Source organism: Halobellus rarus, assembly GCF_024494595.1.
GTDB lineage: Archaea > Halobacteriota > Halobacteria > Halobacteriales > Haloferacaceae > Haloquadratum > Haloquadratum rarum.
The window spans coordinates 158644-174572 of sequence record NZ_JANHDI010000010.1; the positions used below are offsets into that span (position 1 = coordinate 158644).

Below are 15929 nucleotides of genomic sequence, written 5' to 3' on the forward strand. Positions count from 1 at the left end.
CGAGCCGTTCCCAGTACTCCCGGATACCGACGAGTACGAGACTCTCAGTTTCCTTGTGCGCAATCAGGGTGAGCGGTTCACTCCCTCCGGAATCGCTGTACACGCGGACGTCAGCGAAGCAAGTGCGCCTGAAACCTTGCATAATCTCCTCGAAAAGAATCTCGTCGAACACGAACAGGGAGATTACTACGTTAACTCAGATCGTGCAGAAGATATCAAATCTCGACTTGAGTCGGTAGACGCCGCTAAACGCCTACATAAGACTGCTCCCGACGACGATATGTACGCAGTAACTGATTGGGTAAAGAAATTGAATTCCTCTTGAGAGAGAGTTATACTGCTCTATTGAAAATGGAAGACAGCGTCGGGTTTCTGCGAATTTAGCTGTGAAGACCAAGTATATTTCATTATGAAATTGGGGAAATGTATTTGGATAGGATTATCTCGCCAGTGAGCAGAAGAATAGATTGGAAATCAAAATCATCCTCCGCTCAAGGGACAGAAAAACTCAGCTCAAAATCCATCAATCCCGCCGCTGTACCGCATTTTCAATAGAGCAAGTTATACAACAGTTCCAACACCCCATTCCCCGCTATGTGTGCTCAGTACGGAGCTGAGCTATAGATGTTATGTGCCGGGTAGGGGATACCGCTCAATGCACTAAGGCTCATTTGAGTTTGAATCCTCTCCCTCATCATCCTCTTCTTCCTCGCCATTATCCTCGGACTCGTAGCCCTTCATCCAGAGGTAGTATGCGATATACCCTACGGTCGCTGAGACAGCAATGAAAGATCCGGCCTTGATCTCGACTATACGTGAATGGGAAGGAGAGATGATGAGCAGCAATCCCAGAGACATCTCGGTCAAACCGACAACGAGTAGAGCGAAAGACTTCCTCAGTCGCGTGGACTTGTCCTCCAAAATACCCCAGTTGCTGTTGACTGTCTTGGCATAGTTGGTAACTATGATAGAATCATACTCATCAGCCTCTAACTCACTCTTGATCAGAGACTCAGCAGTATCGGTCGAAGGCCCGAACCCGATCTTGATCCCCAGCATCACAATAATCGCATAGACAAGAGACGCGAACAAGGCAACTATCCCGACCAGGACCGGTGGAGTATCTATCAGGGCGATACTAGGCGTCGAATCTGAGGTACGCAGCAGGATCGAGAGACCTGTGAGATAAATCCCGATGAGTGCGATATTCGCTCTGATAGCCTTCCAGGCCTTATCCTCGAAGTTTGAGACCGACTGAAACTGGTCGGCCACCATCGACTGATACCTATTCGCCAAATCACGCTTAGAACTGAGAGCTTGTTCTCCTCCTCCAGATGCCTCCCCGTTCTTTCCCTTCTGTTTCTTCTCCTCAATCCCCGACATAGATTCAGTACTCGCCTTTCTCCGGCTCAGTCAGGTCGCTCGTGATAGTAGTCTGTGTAGAATCATCACGAACATCTGACCGAACAGATGTATCGGTGTCAACAGCGTTTTCGCAGTACCATTCTGCAAAGATATGCGCTAAGTCAGCTAGATCAGAGCGACGGGTGACAACGTCTTTGTGGTCTCTGCGTTTGTCCTGGAGGTTCCGGAACTTAACCCGGTACTCGTCGTCAGATACCTGTTCAGCAGCCTCAACACCCACGAGATACTCCAGTGTAGAACGGATCCACTCTTCCCGAACTCCGTTGCCAGGAATGTATTTTCGGTTGAGCATCGCATAGAGTTCGTCAATCGTAATTTTGAACTCGATAATTCGGCGAGGGTTCTTACCCTGCCAGATGACCTGCTCGGTGTCATCAAGACAGTTGAAGAAGACGTTGTGCCAGAGATAACAGGCGAAGTAGAGTTCAGAGAGTTCCTTGTTACAGAGAACGCCCGTTGATTTCTTGTCGTCGAAGAATCCAGGCGGCGAGTCGATGGTTTCGAAGCCACCGTCCGCTATGGAAAGACGGGTGCTGATCTGCTTACGTTCTGGGAGCACATCGTCTCGGAAGTTCTGATTAACCTTCGACAGTCGTCCAAACTCGTATTTCGGATTCGTGTTTTGATCGACGTAATCGTAGCTGAGCAGTACTAAATTTGAGTCGAACTGAATATCTCCCTTGGACAGGAAGTTCTGGACCCTGTGTTCCGCCGTCTGAGCATTCTGATTGCTGATGAGTAAGGCGATATCATATTTTTCGGGTATCTTGGATTCTGACCCGTTGACCCGGAACGAGTAGCCCTGGTCATAACCAGAGATATCCTCTAAAAACTCCTTCAGATCTTCTTCGCCTCGGGGAAGATTATGGTAAACATCGAATAGGATGCCGTAGTCTTCATCGAAATAGGCTGTGAAGGTCGGAGTCAGCTCTGACCCGTTGTACTGGATACTTTCCTCGGGAAAGCGATCAAAGCTGAAGTCTCGGAACTCAGAGCTATATTGGTCAACAAGGAACTCTTCCCAGGCAGAAACGACATCGACGTATCTGTCGTATCTCTCAAATCTATCGAAAGTTTGGTCAACGCACTGTACGAAACTATCTGACTCTGTCACGGGTGGTTATGCTGCTGAGAAGTAGTCGTCGAAATCGCGTTCCTGCTTCTCCTCGGCTTTGATTTCTCCCTCAAGGAATCCTTTGTTAATCTGGTCGCAGATCCTGCTCAGGGACTTTTTCGAGGCGTTGAATCCAGGGATAATCGAGATATCACTATCCGATGTGAGGTAAACATCCACGCTGGTTCCGTCGTCAAAATCGAGGACAGATGCGTGCATATACGGATTGTCGTGGTAGACCGTAACAGAGGTGCGTTTTATCCCCTTTAATGCTTTTATCAGCCGCTTATTCTCCTCGACACCGGTTATCGAGCCTTCTTCGTACTGGATTTTGATTGGGTCTGTATCTCGGGATCCGTACTCCCTGTCGCGGTCTTGGAAGAGTTCTCCTTTGTCAGAAATGAAGGAGGCTAAGCTGTTCAGCAAGACGTTGAAGTAGAGGTCGCTGGACCCACTGATGTAACGAGTCGCTCCGTTTCGAGACACAAAGAATTGGAACCTCGTTCCCGCATTATGAACGGTGAGTTCGATTTTATCGACGTAGAGATCGTTGGTAGAAGCCTCGTTGAAGACTTCGTAGAATGGCTTGTCCTCGTGATATTCAATCTGTGTGTCCTCTCCGGTCGACTTAAGAACCGCTTTTTTCACCACGAGATTTCCGTTCACACGGTTGTCGAAGTTCTGGATAAGGTGACGGAGATCTTCGCTGGACAGGAAAGATCCAGTAATCTCTGAAGGCAGAGTCTCGATGTAACGGGTGAGTGCTTTGTCGAAGAAATCCTTGTCAGAGACTGCGAAAATGGTGTATAACATCTCCTCGGAGTGGCTTACGATGAAGAAGTTGTCCTTGAACTGTCGAGACCCTCCTTCGTACGACTCGCCTTCGATCTCTCTGATCAGGCGGCCGCTCGTGAAAACCTCCTGATCCTCGATTGAAACACTATATTCCTCTAATAGGTATTCGTCGAAGATCTCCTTCGGAGTACGCTCCGAGATAACAGTTAAGGCCCGGACAGGTTCTTCACGGTCCTCTATAAGCTCCTCAATATATGCACGGAAGGAAGTCTCCGTCTCGTGTTCCGCGAAGTCGTAAAGAGTGCCTGTCCGTTCCATTTTTCAGTGTGTATTTTGTCGGGAATACGTTTACAGGTCCGTGTCTTCTTCCAGCCTGATTATTATTCTTTTCCTTGAGACTTGCTACTAGCGGTGGCGACTCCTCGTATTCTATGCTACTCACCATCACGACTTATAAGCTGGCAAAGAATGGTGATAGGGAGTGATAGAATTGTTGGCACACGGATCAGCTTACCCCCAACTCGCTCAATGTAGGGGTACTTACTGAGCGGGCGATTCATCTCCGAGGATTCTGAAAACAACCGCCGGGTGAACGGTTCTCTGACACTCTCTGGAAGGTGATTGCCGAATCCAATGAAACGGTGGCTCCGGTATCATCTCGTGCTCCGCATAATTTCTGTGATGTCGTGCCATCGCTTTCTGTCTCAGGGTGGATTGCTTCCAGCGTTTAGCGGTGAATACGAGTCTGTGGGATAGGCGACTCGCCAGAGTTTGAGAACGGCGCGAGTGACCAACTCTTCGAGGGACTGCGTGATACAGGAGTCTTCGACGTCAGCAGGATTTGAACTCGCATCTGGCGGCGGATGGTAATGTTCTGTCCCAGAGACGTGGAGATAGTCCCCGCCGTGGGGATGGTTTCCCCAGCGAAGAGTCACGTCCGCGGTATCCGTATAATGGAACTTGTAATCGTCCTGCGTCGTCCACTGGACATCGATCCGAGCTCCGTCGGCGTCACAGAGCCCGTCGTCGAGAGAGACTTCGAGTACTGATGGATTGAGATAGTCGTCGAGACGGGCTGTCGCAAGTGGTTCCCTCTCTTCGATGATATCGCGGATTGAAAGCAGTGCTGGGCGATCAATTGCCCCGCGGGGGGTATGATCTTCTTCCTGTGAGTCCGCCATATCTCATGCGGGGACGCTATCGTCTGTGGAGCGACGATCACCGTCGACGAACTGCTCGGCGTTCCCGATCGAAAGGGCCGCGTTCGCGAACGCAAGGCTTCGTCGGAGCGTCTTCCACTCACGGATCGTCTCCATATCGGGTTCGTCCGGCGTGGAATCAGACGCAGCGAGTGCTTGGTTCGTCTGGTCGACAGCCAGTTCTTCCGGTGACTCGACGCCGAACTTAGACTGATATTCTGCGAGTTGCTCGCGCATCTCCTGAATCTGCGAGACGAGTTCGTCAGTCGAGACGTGCTCGAGGATGTCCGCAGCTTGCTCGACGACTAGCGACTCAGGAGAGCGGCGATACAGCGTCCCGCCGTGCTCGCCAGTCTCCGTCTCGACGAATCCCTCCTCTGCGAGTGTATTCAGATGTTTGCGGGCAGTTTTTGCAGCAGTTCGTGCGTCTTCAGCAACTGTATCAGCTGAGACAGGACTGTACGTGTGAGCAATGACGTGGCGGATGCGCTCATAGGGCGTCGTTTCAGCCTCCCAGTCGTCCCCGACTGCCTCATTGATGTCCGCAAATTCCACTGGTGGATCTCGATCGTCGATATAGACACGAAGCAGGCGAGGGTGTATAGTCCTTCGGCACAATTGTAATTTACTCTATCATCCCTCACATAGGTTAAAAATCAGATTCTCTGGAGAGGGGTACAGACAGAGTACTGTGGGGTGACTCTCGCTACTGTTGAAGATGGAATTCAGATAGGCTAACATTTGCTTTCCGCTTTCGCGAATAGAGACGCTGTCCAATCGAAGCAATAGCATTTGCATAATAATCTCCCCCCGCTACGTCTTTTGAAATGTAATAATCAGGTGTGCCTTCTCTGGCTTGATGTATGTCGTTTTTCTCCCCGACATCGTCGTAATCAATCTGTTTGGTAAATTCTTCCGGGCTTGGCAGTTCCCAGAGTGGCACATTCGACGCCAATAATACTGCTTCCGGGGCCTGTCCAAATTCTTTCTTCCCATCCCGAATTCCTCGCCTTGTTGCTCGATGGAATTCCAGTGCCTGATGAGCTACCGCTTCAGGAGAGGCCAGATCTGCATCAATTTGGGATAATCCAATGTACGAAAGAGCAACCATATTGCGAACGCACTCCACTGCGTGATTGCCTTCCCACTCTTCTGGATCTTTGTTAGCATTCATCACGTTATCGATGTCAGTTGGATCACGAGTACTACTGCCCTCAGAATGTCTCAGTTCCTCAAAGGCCATCTGTAGTTGATCCCGATCCCAGTGATTCATCAACAGAGAGAAGTCTTCCATTGCTGCTTTGAAATGCTCTCGTATCTCTCGTTTACGTTGTGACCGTGTTGATTGGTGGTCGTAGTCAGTCTCGCCTAGTATCCAGTTTTTATCGGCTGTTCGTAGAAACCCGTTAGGTTCGTCTGATTGTTCCATACTCTCCTCTGTAAGAGGATACGTTAAAATAGATTTCTTAACCCGTACTCAGGACCCTCAGAATACCTTTCTCGAATTTCGACTAACTACACTAATAAAAGATCCTTCTAACGGTAGAGGACCGTCTGTGAATTAGTCTGTTTGGGGGTAATCAGGTCCATTGTGTCTACACTCTTTCGTTCTGCTATGCAGTCGTCGAAAAAGCCAGACTCGTCAGGGAAGTCAAGCAGGCATTGCCACTACTTCCCGCAGTCAGGCAAGACAAACCTGCAATCGATAGATGAACTGCTTGTCGTGGGGTGATTCTGATGGATGAACTTGATCCCGATCACTATGTGAACAACAACTCTGACCAGCTCGCCTACGTCATCAAACACAGCAACGACCAGTTCGTCCGGAGTCTCTGTCTTGCTGCCCTTGTCGAGTATGGAAACGAGGGGGACGTTAGTGAAGTGAGGAAGCAGTTGGAGCAGGTTGAAAAAGAGCGTAGTTGAATATGCCCTTCAGAAATATAAAATACCATATGTATATCCATACAGATAGGGATACTAGATATTTCAAATCATCTATAAAACTCCGTTCCGAATCACGAGATCAGGTTTTTCTGTCGATAGCCACCTCTCCAAAACCGCAGTACGCAGATGGATTCATATATAAAGAGGATTTTGTAGACGATTTCCACGAGTTCTACAAAAAGCCACCGCCCGCGGATTGAAACACCTGATATCAGGGATTTCAGCTGGTGAAATCTTGTGTACGGGATCAGATCCAGCAAAAGAGTGTAGACGGGTTTTGGCCCGGTATTCGACTAACAATAAGAAAACAAAGAATAACAGAAATATGGTAATTTGGCGTAGGAAGCTGGTGGATGAAGGCAAAGTGGGGATGTCCACATCACGTGAGACAGACCAAGAGAACAACCTGCAAGGCTGCGATATTGAATCCCTCAAGCGGATGGACGAGGTTAGCCAATGACGGGTCGAGGCTTCAAGCCACTGAGCCTTGATGAGATCCAGGTCTTCGAGGCGGCAGCGAAAGACGCAACCAACCCGATCCGAACGCTAACTGCTCGTCTCCTACTGCATACAGGGATGCGTAATGGTGAGTTCAATCATATGCGTCCCTGGTGGGTCCTCGAGAAAAATGGAAAATACCGAATCGACATTCCGCGACGAGAGGACTGTGTCGGCGGTGCCGGCCCAGCAGGATTCGGCAATCAGAATCACTTCAACTTGAACGACAGGGGGGAGCCTTGCTCGAAGTGCCGAAACAAATCACATCGTGAGGACAATCGGTGGACCTGCAAGACTCGGTCCTCTGACCGAACCATCCCCATTAACAGCAAGCAAGAGGATCTGGTTGACCTCCTCAAGTGGTGGAAGAACGGCTACGACTATATGCCGCTTTCACACCGCTCGGTCAACTACCATCTCAAACAGCTCGCTGATGCGGCTGGTCTAAATCGGAAGGTAACGGCCCACGACCTTCGGCATACACATGGCACGATGCTAGCTCGAATGGACTGGACTGCGGTTCAGATAATGGACCGGCTCGGTCACGGATCTATCCAGATGCCCCGGAAGTACATCACGTATACCGCGCAGGCATCGCGTGACCTAGTCGAAAAGAAATACAACCTAGACAGTCTATGAATGGCGATCCGCTCACGCAAGAGCAGACAATTACGTTTCAGAAGGCGGCGAAAAGCGGAGATTTCGTCGACCGGTTGCTAGGGGTATTGCTCCATACCGGTTTGACTGCGACAGAGTTCACGCATATGCATGACAACTGGCTAGATCCGCTTCCAGAGTCAATTGAAGCGTGTGAGGATACCGTCCCGATAATTCGGATCCCATCGGAAGCAACCTGTCGTAAACTCAAGCTGGGAGTGAATTTGGAAATTCATCAGCGGACAGGCCGGTGTGGATACTGTAAGGATATTGGGTACGAGAAGTGGTTCCCTGGACAGCCAGATAGCGATTGTCGCGTTCGGAACGTCCCAGTACCCGATGAAGATACGGCACGAACGCTATACTGGTGGTTTTCGAGGTATAGTTCGACGCCGATCAGCGTGAACAGTCTCAAAAATCGGCTATCGAAGTTGGCGGAACGGGCTGGTCTAGGGCGAAATATCACACCCCGAGATATGCGAGCAACATATGGGACGAATCTCGTCCGGATGGAATTCTCTTCAAGAGAGGTTGCAGAACTAATGGGGTTATCTACTCACCTACTGACTCGCGAATTCTTCGAAGCAGCAGGTAGGCCCGTCGACTGGCCCGAAAACAAATCTGATTCGACGATCTTGGCGGCTATCGCCGAAAATGAGCCAGTGATAAAAACAGAGATCGGTGGATTAGTTGGTATTCACAAAAGCGCGGGAACGAAACGCGCGAGCGACCTTATTGATCGAGGCTTGGTAGTCAAGGTTGGAGAACGGCAGGGCAAAGTTGAGCGTCTAACAACATACGGAGTTAACCCAGAGATGCTCGAGGAAGAAGGGTTCGACGAACTCGTAGATCGCTGCTCCAGCGATGGAGAGAAGAGTTATGAGTAGCGAAACGCCGTCCCTCACAGAATTAGAAGGGCAGTTGAAAGCGCTTCAGCAGGGGCACAATAATGCCTGGGACGCAATTGAAGACCTGCAAGATCAGATGCAGGAGATAAGAGCGGAGCAACGTCGCATACAGGAGGGTCAGACTGATCTTCAGGCCTCGATAGAGCAGATCGACACGAGAACAGATCTTCTCCGGCTCGTCGAGAGTAGCGATGAGATGAGTGGAAAGCAACGATCAGTCGCATTGATCCAACATCTCCGACGAGCGGCAATGCGAGAACGCGAGCGCGGTCGCACAGCGAAGGCGTCGCTCAACCGAGAAGAAGCCGAGCGCGCACTACAGTATCCAGCTATTGACCGGACAACGGTTTACACCGATATGGATCGCGCAGAGCGTCTCGTCGGAGATAGAGACGTTCTCTGGTATGAGAGCAACTCGAGTGGACGTAGTCGGCTGAAGCTGAATCTTGAGGCCGGTGACCTCCCTACAGAAGTCGTCGGGCAACACGGAGGTCGATGACTGTGGAAGCTCCACAACAGTTGTCGAAGAGGAAGCCCCCTCCGTGATCTACTTGGAGTCCGTGCGTTCCCTCTATCCGGTGTAATTGCGGGATAGAGCGGGTTTGAATGAAGTGTCGATTAGTCGTTAGTACGCTAAAGACAGCTCGCTCCGCTCGCTCCGTTCCGGAGACCACACTCCTGGAACGGTGTTGTGGAGCGTCCACAGATCAAGAACGATGCCCATCACACAAGAGCTCACGGACGAACTGATACAATTCCTCCGAGATTACTACTGGGAGGAAATTGGAACACTCGCCATACGCTTCCCTCGCGATCAGAAGTCGTTGTATGTCGACTACGGAGATGTGTATCGATTTGACCCAGATGTCGCGAAGGATCTACGTGAGCAACCGGAGCGTATGCTCGAATGCTTTAACGAAGCGCTTCGATATTGTGATCTTCCTGTCGACGTCGACCTCACAGGCGCGCACGTACGTATCCATAATCTCCCCGACTCACTGGATGTCGAACAAGTCTCACGACATCGGAATATCGGGACAATGCTGGATATTCGCGGGCAAGTCCAGAAGGTAAGTGCAGTAAAACCCCGAATCCAGACCGCTGTCTTCGAATGCCAACGCTGTGGAACCCAAACAGAGATCCCACAAGTTGGCGACCAGTTAGCAGAGCCTCACGAGTGTTCAGGATGTGAACGACAAGGGCCATTCGTGCTGGTTGATACAGCAAGCGAGTGGGTTGACCACCAGTATGCTCGTATACAACAACCGCCAGAACGAACCAATGGCGGAGAAGGGGAAACGATCGACGTCCACCTTGAGGATGATCTGATCCGAGAATTCGAGGCAGGTGATCGAATTACCCTGACTGGCGTACTGGATATCGAAACTGCGACTGAGAAACAGTCACGGTCGTTTGACACGACTGTCGACGCTCAGGCGGTCGTTCGTGAGGAGAGCGATTATGAAGACATCGACGTCGAAAACTACCACGAGGAGATCGCTGCCATCGCGAGTGGCGAGAAAGGCGATCCGTACGAATTACTTGTCGATTCGATCAATCCAGAGCACAAAGGAGACGAGGATATCAAACTCGCTATCGGTCTCCAAATGTTCGGTGGCTGGTCTCGTGGCGGCCGAGCGCGTGGAGATTCTCATATTCTCTTGTTGGGTGATCCTGGCTGCGGGAAGTCGACATTCCTCCAAGCAGTTGATAAGCTAGCCCCACGGTCAACATACGCATCTGGAAAAGGAGCAACAGCAGCGGGCATTACGGCTGCTGCAGTGGCCGATGACTTTGGTGACTCCGAGTGGGGACTTGAAGCCGGAGCACTCGTCTTAGCCGATGGAGGGATCGCCTGCCTCGATGAGATCGATAAAGTTCCAGAGAAGGCGGTCTCCTCAATGCACGACGCTCTTGAGAGCCAGAAAGTCCGAGTCAACAAGGCAGGCATCAACGCGACGCTAAATTCACGGACGGCGCTGCTTGCTGCAGGAAATCCATCAGAGGGTCGGTTTGACCCGTTCCAATCCAGAGCTCAGCAGATCGATCTGGGGCCTACGTTGATGAGCCGATTCGATCTGATGTTTATGGTCTCTGATTCGCCGGATTTGGCCGATGATCGAGAGGTGATCGACCATATGATTCGCTCACGGCGGGCAGCAGCAAAACAAGAACTCGGAGACGAACTAACCGAAGAAGAACGACAGAGCGTCGAGCCAGCAATTCCGGCGGAGACGCTTCGAGCGTATGTCGCGTATGCGAAAGAGGAGGTAACACCGTATCTCCCCGAAACGAACAGTGATGCGCGGGAGTATCTCCGTGAAGAGTTTCTAAAGCTCCGACTGGCTAACGAGGAAGACCAAGAGAATCCGGTTCCAGTAACGTTTCGACAGGAGGAGGCAATCGAGCGGCTAGCAGAAGCTTCTGCACGGGTTCGTCTCGATGATAACGTTTCGAAAGACGATATCGAGCGAGCCCTAACCCTCGTTAGAACGTCGATGAAACAAGTTGGGATTGACCCTGAGACGGGGTCATTCGATGCAGATGTAATCGAGACAGGACAGTCGCAGAGTCAACGGACACGGCGAAAGCGGATTCTCGCCATTATCGAGGACCAACAGGAGATCACGGTTGCAGAGATAGCCGACATCATAGATGAGGAAGAGACGAAGATCAAAAACGACATTCAATCGCTGAAAAATCGGGGCCAGGTATACGAACTACAGGGCCAGCTCAGGGCAACCTAGCGGCAGGATCTGTATTCAAGTCATCAATGACCGAGATAGTCTCCTAAAGAATTATACTATCATAGATAGCATAAGCGTCTAAAATAGTTATGACATCAAAAATAGCAATAAGCAATCAGAAAGGCGGTGTAGGGAAGACAACTGTCGCGATCAACGTTGCGGGAGCGCTTGCCAATCGTGGCCACGAAGTACTGCTCGCCGATTTGGATCCCCAAGGTCACGCAACCGAGGGAGTAGGATTAGCAGACACGTATGATTCCGCCAAACCACACTTCGGAAGCGTTCTCGAGACGATCGACGAAAATCGAACAGTTGCGGAGATTGTCTATTCACACGAAGCGTTTGATGTCATTCCCTCAAACGTCGATATGTTCACGCTTGAAACGGATCTGACGGGTGCGATGCGATCTCGGGAACGACTGGAATTACTCTTCGATAATCTCGATCACGACTACGATTTCATAATCGTCGACTGTCCACCCTCGTTGGGGCATCTCACCGATAATGCGCTACTCGCCTGCCAAAACGTGTTGATCCCAGCGCTTGCAGAAGGAACCTCCATTCGTGCGCTTGAGATTCTGTATGACCAAATAGAATCAATCGAACGGGGCTACGACGTCCAGATTACCCAACTTGGACTCGTGGCGAATCGCGTGGAACACGATGGGGAGGCAAAGGAAATGATGGAGTGGTTTGAAGATACATTTGAAGGACAGCTTCCTGTCTGGGAGGTTCGAAAGCGCGTCGCATTAAAGCGAGCGTGGAACAACGGTGTTTCTATCTTTGAACACGAGGAAGAATCCGATATGGAATCCGTATTTACTGCCGTTGCGACACATTTGGAGGGGACAGTATGACGGACCGAGGCAACCGATCAGACCGTCTCCGGGAACGGTTTCAGGGAGATACAGAAGATCAGGAAGACCCCAACACAGAAGAGATATCGTCTAATACGTCTAAGACGACTATGACGACCGACGATAGCGATTCTACTCTGTCAGAGACAGGTAGTGCTGTCAAGGACCGACCAAGCGTTCTGATGTATCTTCCCGAGGAGATCCGGCAGGAACTCGATATTCGATTTGATGAACTCAATGCCAAACACAAAAGACAGCACGGCGAAGCCCTCGAGAAGAATCGAGATTATTACCCGGCTGTTATCGAGGCAGGCTTAACTGATAAAGACCTCAAAGACATCTTAGACATCTAAAGACATTAGACAGGAAGCGTAAGGCATAGTCCTTCGACAGAGGGAGCTAACGAGATTACCTGTGCCTTCCGATGGAGTTCTGCTCGCCGATCCTCAATTCGTTGTTCGAGTTTAGAGAGTCGCTCTCGCTGACCCCGAATTGCGATGTCCATATTGGAACCGGCCTCGGCCTTCCGCTCGTACTCGTCGATGAACTCCTCGATTCGTTGCCGCTCAGCATCGGCGTATTCCTCGAGGTCATCGAGCTCTTGTTGCGTCTCTCTTCTGCGACGCTCGTGGAGATCTTCTCGAAGCGACTCGACGTGCTTGCTAACGTAGCTATCCGCAGCTTCGCGTAACTGCGGCTGTTCCTGAATGAGCGATCGAACACTTTCCGCATCCGGCGTTCCCTTGATGCTATCGCCCTGTATGACGCGTTCTCCCAGTCGATGCCGTGGATCGTGGTGGTTTCGGTCAACGAAGACCGGGAGCAACTCTTCGCGGATGACTTCGCCAGTCCCGTCTTCGAACCCTACCCGGTACGTGTAGGTGAGTCCAGGCTCGTCGACGAACGGGAGGAGCTTCAAACCGACATTGCCGTTCTCGGTCGCGAGGACGTGTTCCATCAGTCGCTGGACGAGGTCGGCATCGGGAGAGACGTAATCAATCCCCTCGTGATCCATCGCGAATTCCCGGCTGAACGTGAATGGTCCATATTCCTCGTCCGTGCCGTCGTAGAGCGGTTCAGGAAGCGTTGCTCGATAGAGGTTCGTTCCTGCCTTTTCAACGTCACCACCGAGCGTCTCGACGCCACGTTCGACGAACTCATGGATGTCTCCCTCGCTGCCATAGACATCCTCGGAGTCATCCATTACCTCCTGAATCTTCTCGCGACTCTCTTGATCGAACGTACTCGTATCGATGAGACTTCGCTCGTACCACTCCTGAAGCGTCTGTTGGCGCTCGTCGATGAGGTCTTCGAGTTCCTCCTTGGTTGCACTCGGAGGCTCCTCGTTCCGAATGGATCGCATAATGAGCGAGTCCATATTGATGTCGTCGAGCATCCCGAGGACATCGGCAGTGTTGCCGAGTTGGCCGCGAATGCTCTCAACTTTGCTCTGGAGCATCTCAAAAATCTCTCCCTCTCGAGTGTCCTCGAACGAGAAGTTCCAGACCTTGACTTCCTTGTCTTGCCCGTAACGGTGGATGCGCCCGATCCGTTGTTCGAGACGGTTCGGATTCCACGGCAACTCGTAGTTCACCATAATATGGCAGCTGTGCTGGAGGTCGATTCCTTCACTCGCCGCGTCGGTCGCAAAGAGTAGACGGGACTGGCCGTGGTTGAACTCCTCTTCGATGCGAGCACGCTCCTCCTTATCGACGTCGCCGTGGATGACGAGAATTTCGTCAGCCCACGGTTCGTCTTTCACGAGGTCCAGAAGATACTCGAGGGTATCGCGGTACTCGGTAAACAGTAGTACCTTCTCGTCGGGCTGTTCCTCCAGGAGCTGTTGGATGTACCTACGAACTTTCTGGGCTTTCGAGTCGACAGGAATGCCTTCGGCGAGTTCGACGAGATCCCGAAGCGTTTCGATCTCCTCTTCGAGTTGGGCGTCGCTTTCGGTGACGGTCAACCCAGCGAGTTCTTCTTCGGCGTGCTGTTTGTCGTCTTCGTCGAGGTCTTCACCGTCAAGATACGCAGCCGCTTCTTCCGAAAGATCCGTCCCCGTCGACTGTTCGTCAACGAGATCTCGCAATCGACGACTCAACGTCGCCTGAATCGCTCCGATACTACTGACGAGCCGTTTTTGCATAAGCGCCATCGCGAAGCCGACTGCAGGCTCGTTTAGCTGCTCGGAGCGGTTGTAGACGTGTTTCACGTAATCGGTGACGGCGCGGTAGAACTGGCGCTCCTCGTGGCTCATCTCGATGCCGACCGTCCGGACATCTCGGTCAGGGAAGATGCGCTCGCCGTCGTCGTCATAGATCGTCTGTTTGCCACGGCGGATCATCACTCGATCGACGGCGTCCGTCGAGAGGTCGCGATCCTCCGCGACGAGGAACGGGTCGATATACTCGACGAGCGAGCGGAATGCCTCGCCCTTGCCGTCGTGGGGCGTCGCGCTGAGTAACAACAACGAATCGGAGTTGCCCGTGACCCGCTCGACCATCTTCGACGTCTGGCTCGGGGATTCACCACGCTTGGCGGCCTTGTGTGCCTCGTCGACGACGACAACATCCCAGAACGAATCCTCGAGTGCGGGCTGGAATTCGTCCTGCCGGAGAAAGGCCATACTCGTCACCATCCGTTGGTGGTCTTGATCCCAGATATTCGCCGCATCTCCCAGACGGCGTCGCTCGCCTTCGACCCACTCTCTGTCCGCCGGCGTGAGGTCGATGTCGAAGAAGCGGTCCATATCTCGGATCCACTTTTTCTGAAGGTGGGCCGGGACGACAAACAGCACGCGATCGGCACGATTTCGGGCGGAGAGTTCTTTGAGAACTAGTCCGGCTTCGATTGTCTTCCCGAGACCGACGTCGTCGGCGATGAGCGCCCGTTGACGGAGCTTTTGCATCACCCAGTTGACCGCGTCGAGTTGGTAGGGTTCGAGTCGGACTAACGAATTCGAGATGCTCAGTAGCTGGCCCTGTTCGTGCGCGATCTGGAGCTGAAGCGCTTGGGATCGGAGATCGAACCATTCGGCCGAGACGAGATCGTGGTCGGGATGGAGTTGGTCAGCTATCGACGGCTCCAACTCGGCGAGTGAATCGCGTTGCGGTTCGATTTCGACGTCATCGATACAGACCGTTTTGACGCCTTGATCCTCGACGTACGCCCGAAGGTAGTCGAGATCTCCGACCGAGTAGGTCTTGATGACCTCTGCGGCGGTTCCGTTGAGGACGATCGCATCGCCCGGATTGAACGTACTCATAGATCACTCGAGTGGGCAGATGTAGTCTCCTCATCGCGCTTGTCGGATGGGTCCTCAGTGTTCAGTACGAGCTCGATAGCTCGTTCGAACGTATACTCCTCGAGGAGTTTAGCTCGTGCTGCGTTTGATTTACTAAGCTCGTCTCGTTGCTTCGTGTTGATCCTGAACTCCTTAGAGCCGACATCATCGTACGTCGCGTAGAATACCTCGTCGAGATCGACGATGTAGCCGGCAAAGATGTCGACCTGTCCCTCCTCGTACCGGTCTGTGAAGATCCGATATTTCCAGGGCGACTCAGTTAGCTGATTTGCTTTCTTGACCTGGACGCGAAGCAACTCGTCGTCTTTGTCAGCAACGAGGTCGTACTTGTACAGGCCGTGGGTATAGGAGACACGACAGTCCTTGCGAACGAGATCAGCCGCGACGGCGAATTCCGCTACTTCCCCATCGACGTGGCCCGTATTACGACTCATTACTCTGTTCGCCTCCAGACGGCCAGGGATGGTAGATGAGTAGCATC

General features: G+C 51.8%; 15 protein-coding genes. 7 read left to right on the forward strand and 8 right to left on the reverse strand.

The features are described 5' to 3' along the window. Positions 1 to 660: 660 nt before the first annotated feature. The 6 genes from NO876_RS12955 to NO876_RS12980 all read right to left on the reverse strand — a co-directional run bounded on the left by NO876_RS12955 (position 661) and on the right by NO876_RS12980 (position 5962). Complete coding sequence (locus NO876_RS12955; protein ID WP_256422085.1) at positions 661 to 1383, reverse strand: hypothetical protein; 723 nt, start codon at positions 1381 to 1383, stop codon at positions 661 to 663. Between the two features lie 4 nt (positions 1384 to 1387). Next, on the reverse strand, positions 1388 to 2539 hold the full coding sequence (locus tag NO876_RS12960; RefSeq protein ID WP_256422086.1) for a hypothetical protein: 1152 nt from the start codon (positions 2537 to 2539) through the stop codon (positions 1388 to 1390). 6 nt (positions 2540 to 2545) lie between these two features. Further along, entirely contained in the window at positions 2546 to 3652 is a 1107-nt protein-coding gene (locus tag NO876_RS12965) for a hypothetical protein (RefSeq protein WP_256422087.1), read from the reverse strand. A gap of 386 nt (positions 3653 to 4038) precedes the next feature. Further along, positions 4039 to 4515 carry a toxin-antitoxin system TumE family protein gene (locus NO876_RS12970; protein WP_256422088.1) on the reverse strand — a complete coding sequence of 159 codons (477 nt, stop codon included), beginning with the start codon at positions 4513 to 4515 and terminating at the stop codon, positions 4039 to 4041. 3 nt (positions 4516 to 4518) lie between these two features. Then, complete coding sequence (locus NO876_RS12975; protein WP_345780759.1) at positions 4519 to 5109, reverse strand: DUF7342 family protein; 591 nt, start codon at positions 5107 to 5109, stop codon at positions 4519 to 4521. Between the two features lie 130 nt (positions 5110 to 5239). Continuing rightward, complete coding sequence (locus NO876_RS12980; protein WP_256422090.1) at positions 5240 to 5962, reverse strand: DUF8102 family protein; 723 nt, start codon at positions 5960 to 5962, stop codon at positions 5240 to 5242. Positions 5963 to 6270: 308 nt separating this feature from the next. Between NO876_RS12980 and NO876_RS12985 the strand changes: the two genes are divergently transcribed. The 7 genes from NO876_RS12985 (at position 6271) to NO876_RS13015 (ending at position 12497) form a co-directional block, all read left to right on the forward strand. Next, entirely contained in the window at positions 6271 to 6456 is a 186-nt protein-coding gene (locus NO876_RS12985) for a hypothetical protein (RefSeq protein ID WP_256422091.1), read from the forward strand. 477 nt (positions 6457 to 6933) lie between these two features. Beyond that, positions 6934 to 7614 carry a tyrosine-type recombinase/integrase gene (locus NO876_RS12990; protein WP_256422092.1) on the forward strand — a complete coding sequence of 227 codons (681 nt, stop codon included), beginning with the start codon at positions 6934 to 6936 and terminating at the stop codon, positions 7612 to 7614. Positions 7615 to 8141: 527 nt separating this feature from the next. Continuing rightward, positions 8142 to 8519 (forward strand): MarR family transcriptional regulator, encoded by a 378-nt coding sequence (locus tag NO876_RS18065; RefSeq protein ID WP_345780757.1) that lies wholly within the window; start codon positions 8142 to 8144, stop codon positions 8517 to 8519. Further along, positions 8512 to 9039, forward strand: a complete 528-nt coding sequence (locus NO876_RS13000; protein ID WP_256422093.1) for a hypothetical protein — start codon at positions 8512 to 8514, stop codon at positions 9037 to 9039. Before NO876_RS18065 ends, NO876_RS13000 begins: the two co-directional genes overlap by 8 nt. A 217-nt stretch (positions 9040 to 9256) precedes the next feature. Then, positions 9257 to 11287 (forward strand): minichromosome maintenance protein MCM, encoded by a 2031-nt coding sequence (locus NO876_RS13005; protein WP_256422094.1) that lies wholly within the window; start codon positions 9257 to 9259, stop codon positions 11285 to 11287. Between the two features lie 89 nt (positions 11288 to 11376). Beyond that, positions 11377 to 12144: a ParA family protein gene (locus tag NO876_RS13010; RefSeq protein ID WP_256422095.1), complete on the forward strand. Its 768-nt coding sequence runs from the start codon at positions 11377 to 11379 to the stop codon at positions 12142 to 12144. Then, entirely contained in the window at positions 12141 to 12497 is a 357-nt protein-coding gene (locus NO876_RS13015; protein ID WP_256422096.1) for a DUF8160 family protein, read from the forward strand. The genes NO876_RS13010 and NO876_RS13015 overlap by 4 nt, the downstream gene beginning before the upstream one ends. Before the next feature lie 5 nt (positions 12498 to 12502). Here NO876_RS13015 and NO876_RS13020 read toward each other — a convergent pair whose 3' ends face one another. Together NO876_RS13020 and NO876_RS13025 are read right to left on the reverse strand one after the other, a co-directional pair. Further along, positions 12503 to 15409, reverse strand: coding sequence for a helicase-related protein (locus tag NO876_RS13020; RefSeq protein WP_256422097.1), 2907 nt, complete (start codon positions 15407 to 15409; stop codon positions 12503 to 12505). Continuing rightward, a complete protein-coding gene (locus tag NO876_RS13025; RefSeq protein ID WP_256422098.1) occupies positions 15406 to 15882 on the reverse strand; it encodes a group I intron-associated PD-(D/E)XK endonuclease in 477 nt (158 codons plus the stop codon). The genes NO876_RS13020 and NO876_RS13025 overlap by 4 nt, the downstream gene beginning before the upstream one ends. Between the last annotated feature and the right edge of the window lie 47 nt (positions 15883 to 15929).

Excerpts from the sequence above, each read along its gene's own strand:
- NO876_RS12955 (WP_256422085.1), bottom strand. The coding sequence starts at position 1,383 with ATGTCGGGGATTGAGGAGAAGAAACAGAAGGGAAAGAACGGGGAGGCA.
- NO876_RS12965 (WP_256422087.1), bottom strand. The coding sequence starts at position 3,652 with ATGGAACGGACAGGCACTCTTTACGACTTCGCGGAACACGAGACGGAG.
- NO876_RS12970 (WP_256422088.1), bottom strand. The coding sequence starts at position 4,515 with ATGGCGGACTCACAGGAAGAAGATCATACCCCCCGCGGGGCAATTGAT.
- NO876_RS12980 (WP_256422090.1), bottom strand. The coding sequence starts at position 5,962 with ATGGAACAATCAGACGAACCTAACGGGTTTCTACGAACAGCCGATAAA.
- NO876_RS12985 (WP_256422091.1), top strand. The coding sequence starts at position 6,271 with ATGGATGAACTTGATCCCGATCACTATGTGAACAACAACTCTGACCAG.
- NO876_RS12990 (WP_256422092.1), top strand. The coding sequence starts at position 6,934 with ATGACGGGTCGAGGCTTCAAGCCACTGAGCCTTGATGAGATCCAGGTC.
- NO876_RS18065 (WP_345780757.1), top strand. The coding sequence starts at position 8,142 with ATGGAATTCTCTTCAAGAGAGGTTGCAGAACTAATGGGGTTATCTACT.
- NO876_RS13000 (WP_256422093.1), top strand. The coding sequence starts at position 8,512 with ATGAGTAGCGAAACGCCGTCCCTCACAGAATTAGAAGGGCAGTTGAAA.
- NO876_RS13005 (WP_256422094.1), top strand. The coding sequence starts at position 9,257 with ATGCCCATCACACAAGAGCTCACGGACGAACTGATACAATTCCTCCGA.
- NO876_RS13010 (WP_256422095.1), top strand. The coding sequence starts at position 11,377 with ATGACATCAAAAATAGCAATAAGCAATCAGAAAGGCGGTGTAGGGAAG.
- NO876_RS13015 (WP_256422096.1), top strand. The coding sequence starts at position 12,141 with ATGACGGACCGAGGCAACCGATCAGACCGTCTCCGGGAACGGTTTCAG.
- NO876_RS13020 (WP_256422097.1), bottom strand. The coding sequence starts at position 15,409 with ATGAGTACGTTCAATCCGGGCGATGCGATCGTCCTCAACGGAACCGCC.
- NO876_RS13025 (WP_256422098.1), bottom strand. The coding sequence starts at position 15,882 with ATGAGTCGTAATACGGGCCACGTCGATGGGGAAGTAGCGGAATTCGCC.